Raw genomic sequence first — 24,712 nt, forward strand, 5'->3', positions numbered from 1 at the left:
TACATCTTGTCGAGGCTTTATCTGTATTTTCTGAATGTGTCTCAACCGCGGTCAAGACACATTTCCCCATCATGTCTGACTTTATTCTGGTAGTTTAAAGTCAGATACAGATTCACGTAATGCATCGGCCATGTTTGCCAGTTCAGATACTGAACGTGCTGTATCGAAGGTTGCACTGGTGGTTTGCGAGGTAATTTCCTGTACGACATTCATCGTGGTCGCAATATGACCTGCAGATGCTGACTGCAGTTTCGCAGCATCAGAAATGTTCGCAATCAGTTTCGCAAGGTTGTTCGATACTGTTTGAATCTCATCTAGTGCTACACCGGCATCTTTAGACAAGTTCGCACCACGTACAACTTCCGATGTAGTTTGTTCCATCGAAATAACGGCTTCGTTCGTATCCGTTTGAATGGTTTTTACCAGGCCTTCAATCTGCTTCGTTGCAGAAGCTGAACGTTCCGCAAGACGCTGTACTTCATCGGCTACGACCGCGAAACCACGACCTGCTTCACCGGCCATCGATGCCTGAATTGCTGCGTTTAATGCCAGGATGTTCGTCTGGTCAGCAATATCGTTAATCAAGGCTACGATGTTACCAATTTCCTGAGAAGATTCACCCAAACGTTTAATACGTTTTGAAGTTTCCTGAATCTGTTCACGAATCGTGTCCATACCCTCAATCGAGCGATGTACGACATCCGCACCGTTTGCAGCAATTTGTACTGAACGCTCTGCTACCACCGCTGATTCATCGGCGTTGGCAGATACCTGGTCAATCGACAATGCCATTTCGTTAATCGCTGCAGAAGCACCGGCAATTTCTTGTGCCTGATGTTCAGATGCTTCAGCTAACTGGTTGGTAATGCTTTGTGTAGTTGCAGTATATTGCGCAACTTCTTGAGAAGTTTCAGTAATACGCGATACCAGATCACGTAACTGGTCGATCGCAAAGTTAATCGAGTCGGCAATCGCACCGGTAAAGTCTTCAGATACGGTTGCATATGAACGCAAGTCACCATCTGCAAGATCGGCGATCTCATCCAGTAAACGTAAAATCGCATTCTGGTTACGGTCATATTCTTCTTGTAAACGGCCTACACGCTGCTTATCCGACAAGCCACGCAGAGAAAGTAACTTGAATACACACAGCAAGAAACCGACTAATAATGCGATCAGAAGGACTGCCGGAACAACCGTTTTAAGACCTGAGTTACCCGATAATTTATTCAGGTTGTCCAAAAGCACATCAGATTGAGAAAAAATAGATGCGGCTGCCTGACGAACTTTTACGATCTGTGTAGAGTTTTTCAGAATAATCGCTGATGCAGATTCCAGTACGTCATCATATTCAGCCTTGATGCCTTCCAGAGATTCACGCAGGGTTGGATCAGCAATACGCTGTACACCCAGTTCAGCAGAACCATTTAACTGTGCATTCAGATAAGAACCAAAAGTTTCGGTATCGGCACTGAAGTCATCCGCTGATTCACGTGAACCATCGTTACCTGTCAGTACCAAACTGATTGAACGTAAGATACGTTCTGCAATGAATACCTGGTTTTTGGCAATAACCACCTGGTTCGATGGCATATCTTGACGTGCCATCTGGTCGACCATCAAGTTATATTCCGCCTGAATCCCCGGAATCGCTTCACCAATCGCGATGTTGGTGTCGTATAACTGGTTAATAATCTTTTGTTGCGAGGTAATCAGATCAATACTGCTGGATACTTCTGTCCACTGTTTATCAACAGCTTGCAAAGCATCATTGTTAGAGTGAATACTTTTAACTGTCTCAAGGTTTTCAGCAAAAGCTTTTTGCGAATCAGTCAGGTTCTTCATGGCCTCAGGCGTACCCGAAGCTGTCGCTTCAGTCGCTTGGCGCGAAATCGTTTGCGAGAGGAGACGCAAATCACCCAGACTTTGAGTGAGTTCATTGGTACGTGGAACACTATAAAAAAGATACAATAAAGTGATCAGTGCGGCTAAAAGACAGCCTGCTGCTCCATAGATCAGCGGTTTTGATTTCTCACTATCACCGAAGACACGTGATAACTGATCTACTTGCGTTTGAATCTTAGCTAAAAAAGCATTACCGCCTTTGCGGCCAGTGCTCTCACCTGTATTTTTCTTTTTAAGTTTAAAGCCCATGCAGCCTCTCCCCGGTTGACGCCTTGCTTAGTTTCGAGCGCGACATTTAATTTATAAATTTTATAGATGCGTTCATAAATTTTGGATTTTGCAACAGACGACTGAATAAAAACACATGCCACTGCTGGTTGTGCTGATGGAAAAACCCCTGACAATATTCTTGTAAGTTTTTATCCAATTCAGATTTCTTCGAAAAGAAACTTTTCTTATTGAAATGTTGTATACCCAAAACTTGATCTACGACCAAACCCACATACTGGTCATTATGGTTGATACATAATACTTTTTGAGTCGGTGAAAATTGACTGCTTTGCCCTGATACGTACTGCGTCAGATCAGAAACCGATAACAGTCTTCCCCGGATATTCGCCAGACCCAACACCCATGCTTGCGTCTTGGGTACCGGCGTATATTCTGGGGGATAAATCACTTCTGATACTTCCCCCAGCGGGGCAACAAAATATTGCCCCATCATCTCAAAAGCAATGCCCGACCATCGGTTAACTTCATTGCCATTGGAAACGTAGTTTTTATTCCCCCGTTTCGCAATGCGAAGCAATTCGATAAATCCATTTGCTGCCATAGAGCTTATCCTGCATTGAGGTGCTGCTTAATTACATCTATTAATTGTTTTTCATCGACTGGTTTTGTTAGATAATCCGCTGCGCCTTGACGCTTGCCCCATACACGGTCAGTAGCCTGATCCTTAGTACTCACAATCACGATTGGAATATGTTTGGTCGTTGCACCACGTGCAATCTGGCGGGTCGCCTGAAAACCATTCACGCCCGGCATAACCACATCCATCAGGACTAGGTCCGGCAATTCTGCCTGTGCCATGGTGACGCCATCTGCGCCATTGGCTGCTTCAATCACCTCAAAGCCGTGTTTAGAAAGAATCTCTCTAAAGCGAAAAGTTTCTGTCGGTGAGTCATCCACAATTAGGATACGTGCCATGCCAATTCCCCAAAAAAATCAAATATTAAACACTAATATGGTTACGGATTGCATTTAGCAATTCATCTTTACTAAAAGGTTTGGTCAGGTATTCATCTGAACCCACGACACGACCTTTGGCCTGATCAAATAAGCCATCTTTACTTGATAGCATAATCACAGGAATATTCTGGTAATTCTGAGAGTTTTTGATTAAGGCGCAGGTTTGGTAACCATCCAGGCGCGGCATCATAATATCTACAAAAACGATATCTGGATTTGCTTCGGCAATTTTTGACAAAGCCTCAAAACCGTCTACTGCAGTAATGACCTCATAACCTTCGCGTTGAAGAAGAGTTTCCGCAGTACGACGAATGGTCTTTGAGTCATCAATAACCATAATTTTTAGATTTTGGAATTTATCGTCCATTTGTTTAACCCTTCCCATTTTAGAAACTATATGCCATAAGGCTCATAGGATTATTTTATTACGATCGATAAACATTTTTAACATAAAGTCACTTGTATTATCAATGAACATTTTCTACACAAGTAGACAAAATCATTTATTTTTAATAACAGCTTCACATTTTCTTATCGTTATTGGTTTTTTTTTGACTAACGGTAGTTTTTTATTGATAAATTTAAGTCTAATATAACAAGATTATTACTTTAAAATAAGTAATTTAGTCAACTTTAAATTCGGGGAGCCAATGATGAGTCAGTTTTTAAGAAAACTTGCTGTCATTGATAAAAATAAAATGACTGGTCAATTCATTGTTGTTGCGCTGCTATTGTTACAGGTGAGCTTAACGTGTGCGAGTAGTAACCAACTCCCACAAAAAGCCACCTGGTATCGTTATTATGACAGCAAAGGTGTGGCCAATATCAGTACTAACGTCACACCCAATCATATCCGTTATGGCTATGAAGCACTTGACCAGAATATGCAGGTCATTAAGCGAGCGCGTCCTTATAATGCCGAAGCGGATATCAGGCAAGCGCCACAACGTGCCCAACAGGCGCAGCGGATTGCCGAAGACCATAAACTCAAGCGCGCTTATAATAATAGCCAGACCGCTTTACAGAAAAAGAATGACAGCCTGGTGCAGTTAAAAAAACAGATTGATTTCCAGCAAGAACAAATGAAGCAACTGCAAAAAGATCGGGTCATGTTTGTGCGTCAGGAACGTGAATATTTACGTAAAGGTAAAACCCCACCGGCACACCTGAAAACAACATTAGACAATAACCAGAAAAATCTCGTTTCCCAGAAAGAAAATATTCAATCTTTACAAAGTCGCTATCGAAATCTGGAAGCAGAATACGACAAAATTATCGCCCGTTTAAAAGCACTTGAATAAATACAAATAGCTGGCCGTGGTTTTGATCCATAGCACGCTAAAAGGACTCATATGCAAACTGCACCGCATTCTCATGATTTAAATATGCCTTCCCCGCGCTCTATCCTGATCATGAGTGCACTTTGCTTAAATATGTTTTTAGTGGCTTGTGATAAAAATGAACCCGTCCAGCAAACCGAAATACCCAAATCCATTGAAGTCATTCCTCAAGATCTAGTTGCAGTTCAATCTGGCAATTCAGTTCAAAAAACTGCATTCACCGGCACCATTCGTGCAGTCAATCAAAGCAGCATACAAGCACAGGTCTCTGCTACTGCCACCAGCGTAAACGCGCAGGTAGGTCAAACAGTTGTCAAGGAACAAGTGCTGGTACGCCTGAATAATCAGGACAATGCAGCCCGTCTGGCACAGGCACGTGCGAATCTGGCCTCAACTCAAGCGCAAGCCAATCAGGCCCGCAATATGATGCAGCGTAAAAAGCGCCTGCTCGATCAGGGTTTTATTTCAAAAGTAGAATATGAACAAAGTCAGGTGGACTATCAGGCACAGCTGGAAAATGTTCGTGCCCAGCAAGCCAATGTTGATATTGCCCAGAAAGCAGATCGTGATGGCATCATGACCAGCCCGATCAGTGGCGTGATTACCCAACGTCAGGTCGAACCGGGTCAAACCGTGGCGATTGGACAAACCCTGTTTGAAATTGTCGATCCAAAACGATTGGAAATTCAGGCACGCGTACCCAGTGATCTGCAATCAGACTTAAGACTGGGCAGTCAAGTCGAATACAGCATTCAAGGGAATCCAAATCGGCTCACTGCCGTAATTAGCCGGATTTCCCCAATTGCAGATCAGGCCAGTCGTCAGATCGAATTCTTTGCCAAGCCGAATGAAACCATTCCCTCGCTAAGTATCGGCTCCTTTGTCGAAGGCAACATTCTGAGTCCACAACAGATTTCTGGCCAGCTGATTCCATTAGATACTGTTCAAGACATTCAGAATAAACCTTATGTCTGGGTAATTCGCCAGAATAAAATTATCAAGGTCAACATACAGGTTTTGGAACAGCGTTATAGCGATAACATTGCTGTGGTTCAAGGACTGGAAAATGGTGATCAGGTCAGCCGGGTGAAGTTTAGCGAAGCTGATCTGCAAAAAACTGTCACCCTTCGCGCCAACTAAAGCCATTCACACAGGATCATTGATATGTGGTTTACCCGAATTAGTGTGAAGTATCCGGTTTTTACCATCATGATGATGTTCTGCCTGATGGTGCTGGGGCTGGCTTCATGGCAGCGGATGGGCGTTGAAGAATTCCCTGATGTCGATTTCCCTTTTGTGGTGATTTATACCAACTATCCGGGTGCTTCTCCGGAAACGGTTGAATCGGAAATTACCAAAAAACTTGAAGATCAGATCAATACCATTTCCGGTTTAAAACAGGTCATTTCCCAGTCCAGTGAAGGCCTGTCCATCATCACCACTGAATTTAATCTGGATGTGACATCTACCACAGCAGCTCAGGACGTGCGGGATAAAATCGCTTCTGTAACTGCTGAATTTCGTGATGAGATTCAGGAGCCGATTGTCGAACGTTATGACCCGACGGCGAATGCGGTGATGTCGATCGTATTTGAATCCGACAATATGGATGTAAAAGCGCTCAGTTCTTATCTGGATCAGCGGATTGTGCCACAACTGCGCACAGTCCCTGGGGTGGGAACGGTCAATCTGCTTGGTGATGCGCAGCGCCAGATTCGGATTCAGGTGGAACCGCAAAAACTGCAAGCCTTTGGCATTGGTGTAGATAGCGTGATCAATACCTTAAAGGCCGAAAATATTGAAGTCCCGGGGGGGACGCTTAAATCGGGTAATTCGGAACTGGTCATTGAAATCAATTCCAAAGTGCTGCATCCCCTTGCTTTTGGCGATCTGGTCATTGCCAATAAAAACGGCATACCAATTTTCCTCAGACAAGTGGCTAATATTCAAGACAGTCAGGCAGAGCTGGAATCCGCAGCTTTTCTGAATGGCAAAACTGCAGTAGCGATTGATATTTTGCGTAGTTCAGATGCAAACGTCATCGAAGTAGTAGACAAGAGCTACGCAACTTTAGAAAGTATTGAGGCGCAGCTTCCACAAGGCACTACTTTACAAGTAGTGGTAGATTCCTCCAAAAGTATCCGCGGCACCATTGGCGATGTAGCCCGCACCATTATTGAAGGTGCGGTACTGGCCGTGCTGATAGTCCTACTTTTTCTGGGTTCTTTCCGTTCAACTGTGATTACCGGTTTGACTCTGCCCATTGCACTCTTGGGCACGCTGACCTTTATCTGGGCCTTTGGCTTTAGCATCAATATGATGACTTTGCTGGCGCTGTCCTTGAGTATTGGTCTGTTGATCGATGATGCGATTGTGGTGCGTGAAAATATTGTCCGGCATGCCGATATGGGCAAAGATCATGTCACTGCCGCGCTCGATGGCACCAAAGAAATTGGTTTAGCCGTACTGGCCACGACATTGACCATTGTTGCCGTATTCCTGCCTGTTGCCTTTATGGGCGGAATTATTGGCCGTTTCTTCTACCAGTTCGGGGTCACGGTAAGTATGGCCGTTCTGATCTCGATGTTTGTCAGCTTTACCCTGGACCCGATGCTCTCAGCACATTGGGCAGAAAAGAAAAAAGATCCAAACAAAAAACCAGGTCGGGTGAAACATTTCTTTAGCTGGATCTCCGGCAAGCTGGACAATCTAAGCCATGTCTATGAAAAATTATTAAAACTGGCCTTGCGCTTCAGATTGATTACCTTAATGATTGCTGCGGCTTCATTATTTGGTGCTTTGGGTTTATCCAAGCTGATTGGTACAGAATTTGTACCGGTTCCGGATAAAGGCGAAATCCGGATCAAGTTTGAAACACCGGTCGATTCATCGCTTGAATATTCACAAGCCAAACTGCAGCAGGTGGATCAGATTATTCGTCAGCATCCGGATGTCAAAGCCACTTATGGGGTGATTAATGGCGCAACTGACCGCGGTAAAAACCATGTCAGTTTACGGGTGACTGTAACGCCGCGTACCGAACGTGAAAAGACCCTGAATGACCTGAATAATGAATTCCGCCAGCGTCTACAATCGGTTGCAGGAATCAGCATTACCTCGGTGGCATCCGCCGATGAAACCGTTTCTGGTGGCCAGAAGCCAATCATGATTTCGATCAAAGGCCCGGATCTGGATGAACTGCAAAAAATTTCTGATCGCTTTATGACGGAAATGGCGAAAATTAATGGCATTGTCGATCTGGAAACTTCATTAAAAGAACCCAAGCCAACTCTTGATGTACAGATTAATCGCGTCTTGGCCAGTGATTTAGGTTTATCAGTCAATCAGATTGCCAATGTAGTGCGTCCGCTGATTGCCGGTGATGATGTCACGACCTGGCAGGATGAAAAAGGTGAAACCTATGATGTGAATCTGCGCCTGACCGAAGACCAGCGCAGCTTGCCTAGCGATTTACAGAATATGTATATCACCTCAAATAAAACCGATGCCAATAATCAACCAATTCTGGTTCCGCTTTCGAGCGTGGCCAAATTTGAAGAAAAACTCGGTGCCTCGCAGATTAATCGACGTGATCTGGCACGTGAAGTTCTGGTCGAGGCCAATACTTCAGGACGTCCTGCAGGCGACATCGGGATGGATATCAGCCGCTTGCAAGAAAATTTCGATATGCCACCGGGTTATAGTTTCGACACTCAAGGCTCCAATGCCGACATGGCAGAATCCGCAGGTTATGCACTGACTGCGATTACCCTGTCGATTGTCTTTATCTATATTGTGCTCGGTTCGCAGTTCAACAGTTTTATTCATCCTGCAGCAATTATGGCCTCACTGCCATTGTCGCTGATTGGCGTGTTTCTGGCCTTATTCCTGTTTAATTCCACCATGAATCTATTTTCGATTATCGGCATTATCATGCTGATGGGGCTGGTGACCAAGAATGCGATTCTGCTGATCGACTTCATCAAGAAGGCCATGGACCGCGGTGAAGACCGTTATGATGCAATTATTGCCGCTGGTAAAACCCGTTTGCGTCCTATTCTGATGACCACCAGTGCCATGGTCATGGGCATGGTGCCACTTTCCCTAGGGCTAGGTGAAGGTGGCGAACAAAGTGCACCGATGGCGCATGCGGTGATTGGTGGCGTGATTACCTCTACCCTGCTGACCTTGGTGGTGGTGCCGGTGATCTTTACTTACCTGGATGACTTTAAGAATTTTATACTGCGTCAGGCACGTAAAATCATGGCATAATTTAATGCAATACAATGAGGTGACATTCCCAAATGCTCACCTCATTTTTTATTGTATAATCCCTGCTTTAACGCTTAATTTTTTAGGACAGTTTCCATGCGCGCGAGTCGCTTTTTATTTGCAACGTTAAGAGAAACCCCGAACGATGCTGAGGTTATTTCCCATCAGCTGATGCTTCGTGCCGGTATGATTCGTAAGTTGGCTTCAGGTCTATACACCTGGTTGCCGATGGGCGTTCGCGTATTAAATAAAGTTGAAGCGATCGTTCGCGAAGAAATGGATAAAGTCGGTTCACTTCAGGTCTATATGCCGGTGACTCAACCTGCATCTTTATGGGAAGAATCAAGTCGTTATGTACAATACGGTCCTGAACTTTTACGCTTCAACGACCGCCATGGCAACCCATTTGTTTTGGGCCCAACGCATGAAGAAGTGATCACTGATCTTGCACGTAACGAATTAAAAAGCTACAAGCAATTGCCTGCAAACTTTTACCAAGTACAAACCAAATTCCGTGACGAAATTCGTCCACGTTTTGGCGTAATGCGTTCACGTGAATTCATCATGAAAGATGCCTACTCTTTCCATGCCAATCAGGAATCACTGCAACAAACTTACGACGACATGTATGCAGCCTACTGCAAAATCTTCACCCGTCTTGGTTTAGATTTCCGTCCAGTACAAGCAGATACTGGCTCAATCGGTGGTTCAGGTTCTCACGAATTCCACGTGCTGGCTTCAAGCGGTGAAGATGATATCGCCTTCTCGACTGAATCTGACTATGCAGCCAATATTGAAATGGCAGAAGCAGTACTTGTCGGTGAGCGTGCGGCACCTACACAAGAACTCAAACTGGTAGATACACCAAATCAAAAAACCATTGCAGATGTATCAGCATTCTTGGGTACCAATCCTGCTCATTCAGTAAAAGCCTTATTGGTTCAAGGTGTTGCGACTGAAGAAGGTCAAGATGTACCTGTGGTTGCATTATTCCTTCGTGGCGATCACGAACTGAATGAAATTAAAGCTGAAAAACATCCTTTAATTGCTGCGCCTTTGACATTTGCTACTGAAGAACAACTTCAAGCACTTGGCTTAACTGCTGGCTTTGTCGGTCCTCAAGGTCTGGTCGAAAAAGGTATCACCGTCATTGTTGATCGTGCAGCATCGGTATTGTCTGACTTTGTTGCAGGTGCAAATGCAGCAGATCAACACGCAACAGGTGTAAACTGGGAACGTGATGCACAGTTCACTGAAGTTTATGACCTACGTAACGTGGTTGAAGGCGATCCATCTCCAGATGGTAAAGGTACGCTTCAAATCAAACGTGGTATTGAAGTGGGTCATATCTTCCAGTTGGGTCAAAAATATTCTGAAGCTTTGGGCTGTAAAGTCTTGGGTGAAGATGGCAAACCGTTCACTGTGACAATGGGTTGTTATGGTATTGGCGTGACGCGTGTGGTGGCTTCTGCAATCGAGCAGAACTTTGATGAGAAAGGCATTATCTGGCCAACTGCCATTGCACCGTTTGAAGTTGCCATTGTGCCGATGAATGCGCACAAATCTCCAAGAACTATGGAAGCTGCGGAAGCACTCTATGCTGAATTGCAAGCTGCAGGTTTTGACGTGTTACTCGATGACCGTAATGAACGTCCGGGCGTGAAATTCTCTGATCTTGAGCTTACAGGTATTCCACATCGTATTGTGATTGGTGAAAAAGGCTTGGATGCAGGTACTTTTGAATATAAAGGCCGCCGCGATGCTGAATCAGTAAATATTTCGAAAGAAGAATTATTGGCAAAAATTGCTAAATAATTTTGCTTTCTTATAAAAAATCCCGCGTAATGCGGGATTTTTTATAACTAAACTTAGCAGAATTTATGTCCACCAAAGCAGTTCGGTTTAAAGTTCTGGCCTTGTAAAGTTAAATTAGTAAGAGGGAAATCAAGTAGCGCAGGATTTTTAATTTCCTTTACATCAAGTGCACTTCCTAGCACACAACCAAAAACCAGACTTCCACAATCTCGCACATTAGTGGTTAAATCATGGTTAATTCCTGCAATAGTTTGCTTTAAAACAGCATCTGAAATTGGCACACTATATGAAGGTGAAATACTTCCTAAATCCACTTCATCTTCCATTGCCAGCCACCACCCTTGTTTTGCTGCGACTGCTGCACCAGGCCATAAAATGCTTTGGGATTGCAAGGAGAGTGAAGCTGGATTATTTAAATATAAAGCATGAATAAGTCCGAGATTTTGTTTAACGGTAATGTCTGTCTGTAGCCCGGTTAAGTAGCCTGTAATATCTTTATCTAATTTTAATGCTCCATCCAATAATTCTGCTTTTAATGGTCCTTTAAAATCAATACGACCTACTGTCCCTGTCCCTTTTAGTACAACTTCTTTCATTCTTGTTCCTGACACTATCGTAGCAGGAATAGCAAAAGGTGCTGTTGTAGAATTTAACTGGAAAGCATAATTGCTAGATGTGTAATGTAAATCCAGAGGTAATGGTTGACCTAATATAGTGCCTTTTACCGTGCCCTCAATATTCATTCCAGTTGCAGCATAATCCATAACACGAGGAGCGGTTGTTGCAACTCCTGATGAAGATTTTGTTTTCATATAACCACTGAAACTGTTAATACCATTTGGTGTAGCACTATTTTCTGTCCCCATTGTCAATAGACCTGAAATCTTTTCCGCACTTAAACGGAAACCTAAAACTTCACGTGTAGATGCCTGATTTGGATTTTTTATGGCAAATTGTACAAATGGATTAGTAATCAGAGCTGAAGTCGCGGCACGATCCGCGCCATTCGTAGGATTACCACTTAAGGCAATATGATCAATATCAATATCACAGCCGGTTGCACCATTAACACCGCCACACCCGAGTTGTAGCTTTTTTATATTGGCATTAATTTCCATCTCGGCTTCCAAGCCTAATTTATAAAATGAGATATTACTCTGGTCATAAGTAGCTCCTAGATTATCCATCTGGTTAAATCCAGACTGAACCTCCATTGACAATAAAGCCTGCCCATTGACTTCTGAGAGCTCTTGGTCTTCCAATGAGGTTAATGCAGATACCTGGCCACTTAGGCCCATCATAGCTACCACTAGACTTTTTAATATTATTTTTTTCATTTTTCTCATCCTGATTTTTAGCGTGGTGTGATTCCCATCGTGCTACGAATGGTTCCACCAGTCAGTGCAATACTTGCCATGTTTTGCATATTGCCATTGGTCGCCATGGCAAAATTGGTTTTAAATGGTGTTGCAATATTATTTTCATAATTGAGTTTGACCTGATTATCCAAAGTCACTGTATCTGCACTAACACGAACTTTTGCTTTGACACCCAAATGACCTTCCATCCGGTTAAAGTTAATTGACGAAGTTTTTAATACCCCCGTTGAGTCAATATCTTCATTGGCAATACTAAAATAGCTGCCCAAATTATCTTTGTTTGCAGTTTCTTCTGCGGTAAGGGGTCTAAACTTAAAGTTTGCATCAAATGACAGGAAGTTGGTATCTGGTGAACCGCTGGTTGGGTCTATACCAGGAATAATCAGGAGCTCACCATTTCCATCAAGTTTAAAAGCAATATTCGTCAGGACATCATCACGTTTAGAAAAATTATCGTGAGGCACATAGCTCCCGCATTTAGCGATCGATGCATTGGTACAATTATATTTAGATCCTGGTAATTGACCAATCGCAAGCTCAGCTTTGGCTCCAATCAGCAGCTTATCAGCGCGAATATAAATACCTTCATCTTTATAACTAATAATCCCTTCTGACTTGATCAAAGCATCGATATTCCTAAAACCAGCATAATAGTTAACAGCCTCACCATGATCGCCATTCTTGCCATCAATCAATATAATCGAGGTTGTGCTTGGTAAACCGGTTTTCTTGTCAATTCCATAGCCTTCTGTAGATGCCATAATGTTATACGCAATTGCTTGCTTATTGTTTGTTCCATAAGTCGTTCCAGACAAGGCAACATTGGCATTTAAATTATAAATAGGAATACCGATTCCCCATGAACCACCATCGCCACCAATTTCCGCCAAAGAGTTATCTGATATGAAACGTGCTTTAGCAGCAATGGACTGAAAATCCATTCCACGTACGGTGATATAGGCAAAATCCTCTCCATTCGTGGCGGTACTAAGTGTCTGTTTAAGTACAGTGCTACTACTACCTAAAGTCTTTTGCATATTTTCATTGATTATGAAATCGAGACTTTTTGCAGTAATGGTATTTATATATATATTCCCAAAGTCGATATAAGCATTTTTACCGTGTAAGGAACCGTCAGCATTACGTGTAGTCAATGGTCTGAGATTGGAAAATTGCACAGCATGGCTTCCCTTCCCGGTATGACCAATCTCAAGTGTTGTAGGTGCCATAGTTGCTGAAAGCCCGGTACTATTAGTACCTGTAAAATCTGCAGACAAGCCTAGATTCAACCCACTTTCTCCGACCAGGCCACTGTAACCTGTTGCAGCTTTGTCCTGACGTTCTAGTACACCATTCACCTTGTTACTAACATCAAAAGTACCTATCTGGGTTTGATCTGCACTCATGGATAATCTTGCGTTAGTGACTGCACCCGAAGCTCCTAAACGCATAATATTTTTGCGTTCATTATTTGGCGTATTATAACGCAGGTCAATATTAACCCCTGGATTGGTCGGATTAACCCGGCCAGCCGCGATATCAGTAATATCTTCAGCACGCTTTAGATCCACATAATGATCTTGACTGCCATTTCGTGTGGTGAGTACCACGCCTTCATCCGGGTCAATGTACATATATCCTTGACCCGCGAAGTTAAAGTTAAAGTCATTCAAAATCAGACTATTTTCGCCTAATTTATGACTAATCGTGGCATTTTTAAGTTGAAAATCGATACTGGCAATTGAATCTTTATTAAATAGACCTGCACTGGTTTGTAATAGCACACTAAGCGGTGTAGAGGTACTAATCCCTAATGCACCCAAAGTTTGATTAGATTGAGTACCCGTAGTCCGAATACTATTCGCAGATTGACTACATGGATTGGTCGTACAGGCGATCTTTACCAATTTTAAATCTGCAGTGGCTTGAAACGGTGAAACACTTGCAGCTAGCCGAAGTCCTGCCCCTTGTGAAGTGGCACCTACATCTATTTCAAGTTGACTAATGATTGGTTTATTATCTTTTCCAATAATCTCAACATTATGTAGACCTAAACCCATTTTAGTGTTGGCAGTTGGATTTGGATCATACCAATTGGCTTGAGCAATATTGGCTTTAGAAATTTCATGAGTAATCACCATACCATCTTGTCCAGTGACTTCACTCAATTCTTGCTCTTCAATAGTTTCAAGTGCATAACCTTGTTGTATAAGACACATGCATACCGTTAGCAATTTCAACTTTATTATTGTTTTTTTCATTTTTATATCCTTATGCTGTACTTGACGTTGTTACTAACAACGACTTTGTGCTCCACCTGTACAGTTATAACCAAATATTTTCAAATTGCCTGACGTATGCAGATTTCCATGAACGTTCAACCCCATAAATCCTTTTTCAGCACCTTTATCAAATGAAGGAACATCTTGGGGCGCGGTTGTATAAGTTCCATCGGCATTATAGGTACGCCCTGTATACGTACTATAAACACCTGTATTGGCATAACCTTCCAAGGCGCCAGCACCTGTACCCGTTTCAATGGAAACTGTATTAAAGCCTAAATTACGGATCTTTAAAGGCTGGTGATCATAAAAGGTAATTTGCATCGCCGTTTGTGGTTCATTACGATGATTAATGATGGTTGTTCCATCGATCGAAAACTTATCAATCTGAATCGTGCCTTGAATGCCTTTAAAGACTAACCACTTTTTATTTCCATTGGCATCGACATGGTTATTCGGCGCTATTGCCAGACGGCAAAATTGTTTTGTTGCTCCACAAGCGGTGGGATCTAGAACATAAAATACTTCTAGCGGGTTGCCACTTCCATCAAGCCGAGAAATTTTATCTTTACTTAAATCTGTCGCATAAACATGGTTTAAAGATAAAGTCCAGTTAAGATCAGCTCCACCCTGCCCCACTGTATTGGTTAGTGCTTGCTGATCAAGGGCTTCCAATCCGGCAAGACTGGCCATAGAAGTACATAATAATGCACAGAGTGTTACTAATTTGGACATTCTTATACTCCCTTAAAGACCAGTTGTTCTAATTTTCAGATGCTGAATCAGGACACCATCAATGACAGCAGATCCAAAATTCTTACTTACACCCTCAGTATTTTTAAATACGATTCCTGTTGAATTCACACCATCCTTGGCACGCAGCATATTTGTTCCTGAGATACGCTCTGTAGTCCCTATTGAGATACTACTGTGAGTCGCATTACGCCCTTGATAAAGTGCGGTGGTATCTGACACATTATTTTTAATCGGTGTACCACAACTATAGACATTACAGGTCGAACCCTTTAAATCTGTTGTACCCAATCCGCCCCCATAATTTTGATAAATTTGATTATAAATAGCAGGAATATTGGGAATACGTGTCACTTCTAAAATAATATTATTGCCTTCTGAACCGACAACGAAAGGCTGGTACATATTACCAAGCACCAAGTTAATATTTGGACTATAGAGATATAAGCCCTCAGAATCATGAAATATAGGAGCATCACTTCCATTCAAGGCCGGGGTCGGGACATTGCCATCAAGCGCATCTGTTTTTGCTGCGGTACTGAGACGAATACCTTTACTGTTAAGATTACTATCGCTACTGCTTAGAGTTTCTGGTCGATCATTGGTATTCAGACGAACAATACTCGCCATACCTAATGTTTGGCTGTAATTCTTATTGTCAGATTCTAAGGTTTGAAATAACCGAACTTGCGAGCCATTAAAACTCAGACCATTGGCAACAAATTGGGTTCTTAATCGGTAATCCGTATCAAGTCCTGATATTGGCCCACCTGTTATAGGATCTACAGCATTAGAGGAATTAAGCTTACGTGCAAAAATATCACTCCAGAAGCCCAGCTTGATATTATTATCACTTTCGACCCCTGTAATTGGACTTAATGGGGCTTCCAAAGCAATATAGCCTACATCTTTAGCAGCGTCCTTAAACTGTTTGACGTTTTCAGTTCCTGCCCGAAATAACCAGGGATTATCTGCTGATCCCCAGCTGAAACCCTGATTACTGTATCGTGTGCTTAAAGAACCATCGCTTTTCGATAATGCCAGACCATAAATAAATACATCGGCTTTAGTTCTTAAAGTGCTCACAGAGCTTTTAGCAGCTTCAGTTTTAGCAGCCTGATCTGCTCTAGCAATGATTTCAGCCATAGCAGCACTATCTGCATCTTTCATCATTCCGGCTAGAGCAGCTTCCAATTTTTTGTTGTATTCTGCTTTAACTAGTTCAATAATTCTTGCATCTACAATTGCTCCAATAATATTCTGCCTATCAACCGCCGTACTCCATTCAGTATTTGGAATCTGCTGATTAGCATTTTGCCCATATAGAAATTGAATCATTTCAAGGGTATTTAAATTTGCATATTCATCAGACTTATTTGGTCGCAGTGGCGTTAATTCATATTCTGTTGTGCCATCATGCTTGATATCATAATCAATACCTGGTGAGGTATTACCTGCACCATTATAATAATCATCACGACGTTGGTCATAATAGGCTTTCATAAAGTCTGTATTATAATAATAATCAACTAATTCTTGCTTAAATGCGTCCCGGTTAGCTTGTGTGTCATAAGTATTCTTAATCGTATTATAGTTATCATTATAAAAATCAGTTTTTAAGGTATCAAAGGCTTGCTGATACTCAGTTGCATAATTCTGCGTTCTTTCAACATGAAAAGCATTATCATATGTAGATTTATAAACTTTGTCGTATACACGCTGCCCAAGTTGGTTGTAATTCTCACCCGTCGGGATAATACGAATAAAGCCTGTATCTGCTTGTCCGGGGTTTTCAATGCCTCTGGCATAACTAGAACTAGCAGAAAGATCTTTAGGACCTTGAAACACCATTTTAAAATCATCAAGTACCAGCGCAACACCCTCACCGGTGGTGTCAGAAAGAGAAGAATCTGATAATTCCTGCATCGCATGTGCAGAAGGCAACAGGCTGAAACCGATTGTCATCGCCAAATAACTTTTGCGAAATTTAAATATATCTTTTATCTGAGCCATCTCACTCTTTCCTTTTTATTCGATGCTCCGCACCTTATGCTTCAGCTTCCCAGCCGCCAATCTTTGATTTTTTATAATGCATCGCATCTTTTTTATGGTTATGCGGAATCCATTATGCTGATTTTTGATACAGATGCCAAAGCCAATTAGGCGAAAAATAGCAGTTTCCGATGAATGAAAATCTCAAAAAAATAAACGGGACATAAAGTCCCGTCATTCAATATTTTAAAACAATTAGGTCTTCGGCAAAGTAACGCCTGTCTGACCTTGATATTTACCACCACGATCTTTATATGAGGTTTCACAGACTTCATCAGATTCAAAAAACAGCATCTGCGCTACACCTTCACCTGCATAAATACGCGCAGGAAGATTGGTAGTATTTGAAAACTCTAAAGTGACGTGTCCTTCCCACTCTGGCTCAAGCGGAGTCACGTTAACAATGATGCCACAACGCGCATAAGTAGACTTGCCCAAGCACACGGTCAAGACATTACGTGGAATGCGGAAATATTCGATAGTACGCGCCAAAGCAAACGAGTTAGGCGGAATGATACAGACATCCGACTCGATATCAATAAAGCTGCGTTCATCAAAGTTCTTCGGATCGACAATTGCAGAATGCACATTGGTGAATACTTTAAATTCACGTGCACAACGCACGTCATAACCATAGCTGGATACGCCATACGAAATCAGCTTTTGACCATTTTCATCCAAACGTACCTGGTTTTCTGCATACGGTTCAATCATGCCGTGTTTTTGGCTCATTTCGCGAATCCAACGATCAGACTTAATTGCCATTGATATAATCCAAAAATCTTAAGAACAAGTTATTGAGACGTACTTTAACTGAAATTGACACTAATGAAAATAAGTGAAAGGCTTAGAGCTAAAGTTGCCAAAAAATTGCTGATTGAGATCAGCTTATAAACTTAAAAGTGCAGAATAGCTTAAAGGAATGGAAAAGCTCATTAATACCAGCGAAGCCGTTTTCTGCAGGTTTTTCTGATTGAGCCAGCGACTGTTTTTTCTGGCCAGGATTGAACCCAGAAAAGTCCAGAAGAATGCAATCGGGATCAACAGAAGCAAGAAAACCAGCATATGAGTCACATAATGTTGGCCGCTTTTCCAGACAATGACAGGAAAGATCGCTGAGGCAAATAAAAGTGCTTTAGGATTAAGCAAGGTTGCCAAAAATAATTCTCGTGCGCGAATCGAGACATTTTCAAGATTTTCGCTTATTTCTGCAGTCCGCCATAATTTCACAGCGAGAAATAGAATATAGCCAGCACTAAAAAGTTTGAGAATGGTCGGTAAAAGCGGAAGATGAACGGAAATTTTTCCGATCAGAATGCCCCATAAGCTAATGGCAATCAGATAACCAAAGGCTTCCGCAGGAATTAAACGAAATGTTTTTTTAAATCCGACCTGAATGCCTGAAGATGCCAATAAGGTATTGGTTGGGCCTGGTGTTAAAAGAATGGTTGCCACTAAACCAATAAAAAACCATGAAATCATAGTTTGACCTCGCTCTAATCCGAGTAGCATAGAAGAATTCGGTCAGTGCTGCAAAAAAATAATTGTAAGAGAACATATGATCTAAAATTTAAATTTATTTATTTTAATTAATTCAAATTTTTATATAAGCTTTCAGGATAAACACCCGATAGTCATTTCAGTCAATTTCGATCATTTAAATCGAGCTAATTTTAAAAATAAGAAATAAAAAGCCCTAGCTTTTAGCTAAGGCTTAAATATGTGAATTGTCTATAGAGTTAGAAAATTCGGCTATGGTCTTTTTCTGCTTTGGGTAGCTGTGCGGCAATTTTCTCTGCAATCAGCATATAGCTTTCTGCAGCAGCATCTCCCGCGATCACTGACGGCGTTCCAGCATCGGCATTTTCACGAATTTTAGCATCCAAAGGTAAACGACCCAATAATGGGACTTGATATTGCTCAGACAGTTTATCGCCACCGCCTGTACCAAAAATCTGTTCCTCAAAACCACAATTTGAGCAGATATGGGTCGACATGTTTTCAATCACGCCCATGATCGGAATCTGCACGCGGTTAAACAATTCAATGCCTTTGGTCGCATCCAGCAAGGCCACGTTTTGTGGCGTTGTCACAATTACTGCGCCCGTTACCGGAATACGCTGCGCGAGAGTTAACTGGATATCACCTGTGCCAGGTGGCATATCAATCATCAGCACATCAAGGTCTGGCCATAGGGTCTGATTGAATAACTGCATTAATGCACCCGTGGCTTTTGGACCACGCCAGGCGACTGGAGTATTGTGATCTCCAGTTAAATGGCCAATTGATAATACCGCCATCCCATAGGCTTCGATAGGGACAAACTGCTCTGCTTCGATCATTGGCGTTTTGCCGGCATTGCCGAGCATAGTCGGAATACTTGGGCCGTAAATATCGGCATCTAGTACGCCTACGCGCAGGCCTAATTTCTGTAGAGCCAAAGCCAGATTTACAGTCGTGGTCGATTTACCTACGCCACCTTTACCAGATGACACCAGAATCACATTTTGAATCCTTGGGTGTTTTGGAACATCACGCTGTTGCGGCGCAGCTTTTTGAATAGGTGGATTATTTGGATCAGCTTCTTCTGTTTTTGCAGGCTGTGCCGACGCATCAACCACAGGGGGAAGATTGGATTTTGCTTCCGCTTTAGGCTCGCTTGAACAGTTTTCACCTTCAGCATGGTTATGCCCGCAACCCCCTTCTTTCTTATGTCCAGTTTTCTGCTGAATCACATGCATATTCAGTTCTTGAATACCACATTTTTGCAAAGCTTCCGCCAGTTCATCATGAATCTGTTGCAGCTGCGCTTTTTCTTCTGGATAGGTATTCAAAGTGATTTGCAGAATCTCACCCTGTACATTGACCTGCGTAATACGATCTTTCAAGGCATTGCTGGAATTTGGCAAGATATAGTTTTGCAGTACGTTTTGCACAGCTTCTTCGTTCACCTCCTTGGAAGGCGAAAAAACCGATTTAAGCGAAGAAAGCCAAGACATAGGTTACTCCAAAAATGTAGATCGACATCTGAATCGCTTAGTTTAACGGGGTTTTAGGCGAAGGTTAAGCACTGTATTGGAGAAGATGAAACAGATATCTTCAATTTCCAACCATTTTACTCGGTTTTGTGAAATATTTTATGGAATCTTGGTGAATAGAAATAATGAAAGAAAAGAGAGATGGACTATTTTGATGTAATAAATTTTTTTTATTTATCTCGAGCGTGTTAAGCCACTTTAACCTTCTGTGATTAAAGTGGCTTAACGATCACAGACTATTTATGATTTTTATTGTTTTCAGATTTGTCCTGTTGATCCTTGGTATTTTTATCCTGATCTTGTTTCGATTCATCCTTTTTGGACTGAGAGTTGCTTTCTGAATCTGTATCTTTGGCATCTTGCTGCTGATCAGAATCACCTTCCTTCGATTGATTATCCTTCATTTTATTCATCGTATCAGTTGCCATCTGTTTCAGCTCAGCGAACTTAACCGAGGCTTCGCTGAATAAGTCTGTGATTTTCTGTCTGGTATCTTCAAACTTATGCATGGCTTCATCTTTTAAATTTGCCATACCTGCCTGCTGATCGGTCTGACCATCTTTAGCATTTTGTTTATCTGACTTGTTAGATGATTTATCTTGAGATGTATGATCCGCTTTGGCCTTTTTTGCATCATCTGAACCTTGCTCAGCATTTTGCTGGTTGTCAGATTTGCCATGTTTCAGCTCATTCAGAAGCTTTTCACCTTTTTGCAATAGCTCTTCACCGATCGCTATCGCCTTGGCTTTTAAGTCATCCATCTTAAAGCTTTCAGTTTTTTTATCGGACTGGTTCTCTTGAGAACTGTCTTTTTGCGCTGATTGCTCAGCATTTGCATCTTTGCCGTTGTGCTGGGTATCAGACTTCTGATCAGCATGGGTCTGGGCACTTTGCCCGTTCTTATGTTCCTGATTATGCTGTTTATCCAGCTCGTTTTGCTTTTGCTCTTTTGCAAGCTGATCATTCAATTCGCGTGCATGTTGTTCTTTATCTTGATTTTGCTTCGACGTATTGTTTTGGTTCTGCTGAGTCATGAGGTACCCTCCTTAGGCATATCATATAAACAATCAGCCATTTTTTAGCACAAAGCATCACGCGAATCGGGCGAAGTAAGCAAACTGCAACAAAGCCTGTACATGTTGTTGCTATTGTTTGCAGGATGTAGCATGAGCTGAGTCAAATCCGTATTGAAAATCTCTATGCTAAAGATGATGCGGGCTTTTGTATTCGGGCTGTCCAAGTCCATCTATTCGCAGGGTTTCAGCAAAGCATTTCTTTGTAATCCCCTCGGCATCATGTAAAATTATGGCCCATTGCATAATGAATACGAATGAGAGAGTGAATCCGTGCGTAAAATTTTAGTCACCAATGCCCTTCCTTACGCCAATGGCCCGATTCATATGGGTCACTTACTTGGCTATATCCAAGCAGATATTTGGGTACGTGCCATGCGTGCGATGGGTCATGATGTGACTTATGTCTGTGCGGATGATGCTCACGGAACCGCGATCATGCTACGTGCCGAAGCGAATGGCATTTCACCTGAAGCGCAAATTGCCAATGTGCAAAAAGAACACATTCGTGACTTTGACGGTTTCGGTGTGCATTTCGATCATTATGATTCTACACATAGCGATACCAACCGTGCCCGTGCGTCAGAAATCTATGTGAAAAACCGTGATGCGGGCAATATTGCAGTTCGTCCGGTGACCCAGCTTTTTGATCCTGAAAAAGGCATGTTCCTGTCAGACCGTTTCATTAAAGGCACCTGTCCTAAATGTAAGGCGGAAGATCAGTACGGCGACTCATGTGAAGTCTGCGGTGCAACTTATAATGCGACAGAGTTGTTGAATCCGCATTCCACTTTAAGTGGCGCAACTCCAATCGAAAAATCATCTGATCATTACTTCTTTAAATTGCCAAATTTTGGTGAATACCTGCAAAAATGGACTCGTGATGAAGGTCGCTTGCCGGTATCGATTGCCAACAAGCTGGACGAATGGTTTGAAAATGGCTTGAACGACTGGGACATCTCACGTGATGCGCCATACTTCGGTTTTGAAATTCCAGATGCGCCAAACAAATATTTCTATGTTTGGGTGGATGCGCCGATTGGTTATATGTCGAGCTTTGAAAACTACATCAAAACCAAACGTCCTGAATTGAATTTTGATGACTACTGGAAAAAAGATTCTGAAAATGAAGTCTATCACTTCATTGGCAAAGACATCGTATATTTCCATGCCCTGTTCTGGCCGGCAATGCTTGAAGGCGCTAACTACCGTACGCCATCAGGCTTATTCGTAAATGGTTTCTTGACGGTAAATGGCCAAAAGATGTCAAAATCTCGCGGCACCTTTATTAAAGCTGAAACCTATTTAGAGCATTTAAATCCTGAATATCTACGTTACTACTTTGCGTCGAAACTTTCTGACAAAGTTGAAGATTCAGACTTAAATCTGGATGACTTTGTACAAAAAGTGAATTCAGACTTAGTCGGTAAAGTCGTGAATATTGCCAGCCGTTGTGCGAAATTCATTAACACTAAATTTGATAACAAGTTAAGCACGACATGTGCTGAACCTGAATTGGTACAAAGCTTTATTGATGCAGGTAGCTCAATTGCTCAGGCTTATGAAGCACGTGAATTCTCGGCGGCAATTCGTGAAATCATGGCGCTGGCAGATAAAGCCAACCAGTATATTGATGAGAAAAAGCCTTGGGCACTTGCGAAACAGGAAGGTCAGGAACAACAAGTGCATGATGTATGCTCTGTGGGGATCAACCTGTTCCGTCAATTGGCAGTGTATTTAGCGCCTGTATTGCCAACTTTGGCTCAACAGGTTCAAGATTTCTTACAACTTGAAAGCTTCGATTTTGCTTCTCGCGAAACAATTCTAGTGGGTCATGAAATTGCATTGTTCCAACCGTTGATGCAACGTGTAGATCCAAAAGCTGTTGCTGCCATGGTGGATGCATCTAAAGATTCTTTAGCTGCTCCTGCTGCTGAACCAGCTAAAGCTGAAAAGAAAAAAGAGAAGAAGGTAGAAAAGAAACCTGAACCTAAAGTCGGTGAAGCTGAAATCATTAATATTGATGATTTTATGAAAGTTGACCTGCGTGTGGCTGAAGTTTTGGAAGCGGCTACGGTTGAAGGTTCTGACAAACTGCTTCAACTCACTTTAAACGTTGGTGAAGCTGAGCCACGTAATGTGTTCAGTGGTATTCGTGAGTTTTACCAACCTGAAGACTTAAAAGGTAAACTGGTGGTGATGGTAGCAAACCTTGCGCCACGTAAAATGCGTTTTGGGATCTCTAACGGTATGGTGCTAGCTGCGGGTAATGGCGACGGTGTTTGGGTGATTTCACCTGAATCTGGTGCTAAACCGGGTGATAAAGTGTCTTAAGATTTCCATTTTAAGCAAAGAAAGCCTCTACTGATGTAGGGGCTTTTTTATTTTACCTCTCCCTAGCCCTCTCCTTGAAGGAGAGGGAAATTCATTGTGAGGTTTAGGATTGCATTCAATCAGATGACGTAAGACATGGATGTCGCCCGTTCGTTAGGGGCACATGGACGTGCCCTCTAACGAACAAAGGGGTTTTGTTACTTTTGCCCCGACAAAAGTAAGGAATATTATTAATTAATGCTTAAATTAAAATTTTTTAAAATTATTACTTTTTCCTCATCAGATTTTCCTTTAAGAGAAAGACCTGCTTCATATATAGACATAAAATTAGTATCTATATGATTAATATCAGGAAGGTATTCATAGTTTAAAATCATCTCACACTCAGCTTTATACATTTTTTCATCAAACCAATTAAGATTTAAATTAAGCCAGTTTGTAAGTTCTAAGAAATTATCTGCTTTATTATCTCCAGCCTTTTCAAGCATATAGTTTTCAAGCGCTATAGGATAATTATTATTTTTAGCTGCAAAAATAGCGTCATAGATCATAAAAATAAGGATATTGCCTGAAAACTGAATTGGGTAATCTAAGAAATCATTTCTTAAATTATATTTAATCCTTATCTTCTTAGAATGTGCATAATATTTATGTTCTAAAAATCTTATTCGCCTACTAAATGATTCTAGAATCAGTCCCTGTATAGCATTCGTTGAATTTAAAACTAATTCTTCGAAGGTATACAAAACGATATTTGTATTTTTTGCTGCTTCAAGTGCCCCTGACTGAAAACCAACTTCAGAAATAATAAATCCCTTATCAGCTCCTATATCGTCCACTATTGTTCTTAAAGCTAATACCTTTTCTTTAGGGACTTTAGTTTTCCAATATTTTGCCTCTATAACCCATTTAATATTTGTACATAAATATTGTGAGGTGACAAAGACATCTAAATCATGATCCGTCCTTATACCTTTGATAGGTTGATTTGTTTCAGCTTTCACACCTAAACTTCTAAAATGTTGTGCAATTTTTTCCTGAAAATTAAACCATTCTTTTGTCATAACCTTATTATTCATATCAACTTTCAGTTATTTGTACATGATATCAATTGGAATATTAACCCTACACAAAAAATTATTCTCGTGATAGAAATATTCCATCCCGTTAAAACTTATAAAAAAACCTTTGAAAACTTTAAAACCCCTCCTCCTAGCCCTT

At 41.8% G+C, this 24,712-nt stretch carries 18 protein-coding genes; 5 read left to right on the forward strand and 13 right to left on the reverse strand.

Annotation, left to right across the window (positions count from 1 at the left end; all coding sequences use genetic code 11):
* Positions 1-81: 81 nt before the first annotated feature.
* The 4 genes from FTV08_RS01540 to pilG are packed head-to-tail and all read right to left on the reverse strand — an operon-like array spanning position 82 to position 3,520.
* On the reverse strand, positions 82-2,154 hold the full coding sequence (locus FTV08_RS01540) for a methyl-accepting chemotaxis protein (protein WP_005106253.1): 2,073 nt from the start codon (positions 2,152-2,154) through the stop codon (positions 82-84).
* 46 nt (positions 2,155-2,200) lie between these two features.
* Positions 2,201-2,737, reverse strand: a complete 537-nt coding sequence (locus tag FTV08_RS01545; RefSeq protein ID WP_004280709.1) for a chemotaxis protein CheW — start codon at positions 2,735-2,737, stop codon at positions 2,201-2,203.
* A gap of 5 nt (positions 2,738-2,742) precedes the next feature.
* Entirely contained in the window at positions 2,743-3,111 is a 369-nt protein-coding gene (locus FTV08_RS01550) for a response regulator (protein WP_004280710.1), read from the reverse strand.
* Between the two features lie 25 nt (positions 3,112-3,136).
* Positions 3,137-3,520, reverse strand: coding sequence for a twitching motility response regulator PilG (pilG, locus tag FTV08_RS01555; protein WP_044111488.1), 384 nt, complete (start codon positions 3,518-3,520; stop codon positions 3,137-3,139).
* 286 nt (positions 3,521-3,806) lie between these two features.
* Between pilG and FTV08_RS01560 the strand changes: the two genes are divergently transcribed.
* The 4 genes from FTV08_RS01560 (at position 3,807) to FTV08_RS01575 (ending at position 10,580) form a co-directional block, all read left to right on the forward strand.
* Positions 3,807-4,454 (forward strand): hypothetical protein, encoded by a 648-nt coding sequence (locus FTV08_RS01560; protein WP_004732001.1) that lies wholly within the window; start codon positions 3,807-3,809, stop codon positions 4,452-4,454.
* Positions 4,455-4,505: 51 nt separating this feature from the next.
* Positions 4,506-5,633, forward strand: coding sequence for an efflux RND transporter periplasmic adaptor subunit (locus FTV08_RS01565; RefSeq protein ID WP_180086353.1), 1,128 nt, complete (start codon positions 4,506-4,508; stop codon positions 5,631-5,633).
* 24 nt (positions 5,634-5,657) lie between these two features.
* Complete coding sequence (locus FTV08_RS01570; RefSeq protein WP_044111486.1) at positions 5,658-8,765, forward strand: efflux RND transporter permease subunit; 3,108 nt, start codon at positions 5,658-5,660, stop codon at positions 8,763-8,765.
* A gap of 96 nt (positions 8,766-8,861) precedes the next feature.
* Positions 8,862-10,580 carry a proline--tRNA ligase gene (locus FTV08_RS01575; protein WP_044111484.1) on the forward strand — a complete coding sequence of 573 codons (1,719 nt, stop codon included), beginning with the start codon at positions 8,862-8,864 and terminating at the stop codon, positions 10,578-10,580.
* 53 nt (positions 10,581-10,633) lie between these two features.
* Here FTV08_RS01575 and FTV08_RS01580 read toward each other — a convergent pair whose 3' ends face one another.
* The 8 genes from FTV08_RS01580 to FTV08_RS01615 all read right to left on the reverse strand — a co-directional run bounded on the left by FTV08_RS01580 (position 10,634) and on the right by FTV08_RS01615 (position 21,118).
* Positions 10,634-11,917, reverse strand: coding sequence for a hypothetical protein (locus FTV08_RS01580; RefSeq protein WP_044111483.1), 1,284 nt, complete (start codon positions 11,915-11,917; stop codon positions 10,634-10,636).
* A 17-nt stretch (positions 11,918-11,934) separates the two neighbouring features.
* Entirely contained in the window at positions 11,935-14,220 is a 2,286-nt protein-coding gene (locus FTV08_RS01585; protein ID WP_180086355.1) for a hypothetical protein, read from the reverse strand.
* A 33-nt stretch (positions 14,221-14,253) separates the two neighbouring features.
* Positions 14,254-14,976, reverse strand: a complete 723-nt coding sequence (locus tag FTV08_RS01590; protein ID WP_004280723.1) for a hypothetical protein — start codon at positions 14,974-14,976, stop codon at positions 14,254-14,256.
* Positions 14,977-14,988: 12 nt separating this feature from the next.
* Positions 14,989-17,007 (reverse strand): hypothetical protein, encoded by a 2,019-nt coding sequence (locus tag FTV08_RS01595; RefSeq protein WP_180086357.1) that lies wholly within the window; start codon positions 17,005-17,007, stop codon positions 14,989-14,991.
* 234 nt (positions 17,008-17,241) lie between these two features.
* The gene (gene dcd, locus FTV08_RS01600) at positions 17,242-17,811 is read right to left on the reverse strand and encodes a dCTP deaminase (RefSeq protein WP_180086359.1); all 570 of its coding nucleotides are present in this window, start codon (positions 17,809-17,811) and stop codon (positions 17,242-17,244) included.
* A 123-nt stretch (positions 17,812-17,934) separates the two neighbouring features.
* Positions 17,935-18,528: a LysE family translocator gene (locus FTV08_RS01605; RefSeq protein ID WP_004732019.1), complete on the reverse strand. Its 594-nt coding sequence runs from the start codon at positions 18,526-18,528 to the stop codon at positions 17,935-17,937.
* A gap of 257 nt (positions 18,529-18,785) precedes the next feature.
* Positions 18,786-20,045, reverse strand: coding sequence for an iron-sulfur cluster carrier protein ApbC (gene apbC / locus FTV08_RS01610; RefSeq protein WP_180086361.1), 1,260 nt, complete (start codon positions 20,043-20,045; stop codon positions 18,786-18,788).
* Between the two features lie 275 nt (positions 20,046-20,320).
* Positions 20,321-21,118: a hypothetical protein gene (locus FTV08_RS01615; protein WP_044111479.1), complete on the reverse strand. Its 798-nt coding sequence runs from the start codon at positions 21,116-21,118 to the stop codon at positions 20,321-20,323.
* A 312-nt stretch (positions 21,119-21,430) separates the two neighbouring features.
* Between FTV08_RS01615 and metG the strand changes: the two genes are divergently transcribed.
* Positions 21,431-23,491: a methionine--tRNA ligase gene (gene metG, locus FTV08_RS01620; RefSeq protein ID WP_180086363.1), complete on the forward strand. Its 2,061-nt coding sequence runs from the start codon at positions 21,431-21,433 to the stop codon at positions 23,489-23,491.
* A 230-nt stretch (positions 23,492-23,721) separates the two neighbouring features.
* Here the strand turns inward: metG and FTV08_RS01625 are convergent, their stop codons facing one another.
* On the reverse strand, positions 23,722-24,570 hold the full coding sequence (locus tag FTV08_RS01625) for a restriction endonuclease (protein WP_180086365.1): 849 nt from the start codon (positions 24,568-24,570) through the stop codon (positions 23,722-23,724).
* Positions 24,571-24,712: the final 142 nt, after the last annotated feature.

Origin of the sequence: Acinetobacter sp. YH12226, from assembly GCF_013417805.1 — a bacterium.
Classification (GTDB): domain Bacteria; phylum Pseudomonadota; class Gammaproteobacteria; order Pseudomonadales; family Moraxellaceae; genus Acinetobacter.

Coding starts and splice junctions, on each gene's coding strand:
- FTV08_RS01570 (WP_044111486.1), top strand. CDS start 5,658: ATGTGGTTTACCCGAATTAGTGTGAAGTATCCGGTTTTTACCATCATG.
- FTV08_RS01595 (WP_180086357.1), bottom strand. CDS start 17,007: ATGGCTCAGATAAAAGATATATTTAAATTTCGCAAAAGTTATTTGGCG.
- FTV08_RS01605 (WP_004732019.1), bottom strand. CDS start 18,528: ATGATTTCATGGTTTTTTATTGGTTTAGTGGCAACCATTCTTTTAACA.
- FTV08_RS01585 (WP_180086355.1), bottom strand. CDS start 14,220: ATGAAAAAAACAATAATAAAGTTGAAATTGCTAACGGTATGCATGTGT.
- FTV08_RS01565 (WP_180086353.1), top strand. CDS start 4,506: ATGCAAACTGCACCGCATTCTCATGATTTAAATATGCCTTCCCCGCGC.
- FTV08_RS01590 (WP_004280723.1), bottom strand. CDS start 14,976: ATGTCCAAATTAGTAACACTCTGTGCATTATTATGTACTTCTATGGCC.
- FTV08_RS01550 (WP_004280710.1), bottom strand. CDS start 3,111: ATGGCACGTATCCTAATTGTGGATGACTCACCGACAGAAACTTTTCGC.
- FTV08_RS01615 (WP_044111479.1), bottom strand. CDS start 21,118: ATGACTCAGCAGAACCAAAACAATACGTCGAAGCAAAATCAAGATAAA.
- dcd (WP_180086359.1), bottom strand. CDS start 17,811: ATGGCAATTAAGTCTGATCGTTGGATTCGCGAAATGAGCCAAAAACAC.
- FTV08_RS01575 (WP_044111484.1), top strand. CDS start 8,862: ATGCGCGCGAGTCGCTTTTTATTTGCAACGTTAAGAGAAACCCCGAAC.
- pilG (WP_044111488.1), bottom strand. CDS start 3,520: ATGGACGATAAATTCCAAAATCTAAAAATTATGGTTATTGATGACTCA.
- apbC (WP_180086361.1), bottom strand. CDS start 20,045: ATGTCTTGGCTTTCTTCGCTTAAATCGGTTTTTTCGCCTTCCAAGGAG.
- FTV08_RS01560 (WP_004732001.1), top strand. CDS start 3,807: ATGAGTCAGTTTTTAAGAAAACTTGCTGTCATTGATAAAAATAAAATG.
- FTV08_RS01545 (WP_004280709.1), bottom strand. CDS start 2,737: ATGGCAGCAAATGGATTTATCGAATTGCTTCGCATTGCGAAACGGGGG.
- FTV08_RS01540 (WP_005106253.1), bottom strand. CDS start 2,154: ATGGGCTTTAAACTTAAAAAGAAAAATACAGGTGAGAGCACTGGCCGC.
- FTV08_RS01625 (WP_180086365.1), bottom strand. CDS start 24,570: ATGAATAATAAGGTTATGACAAAAGAATGGTTTAATTTTCAGGAAAAA.
- FTV08_RS01580 (WP_044111483.1), bottom strand. CDS start 11,917: ATGAAAAAAATAATATTAAAAAGTCTAGTGGTAGCTATGATGGGCCTA.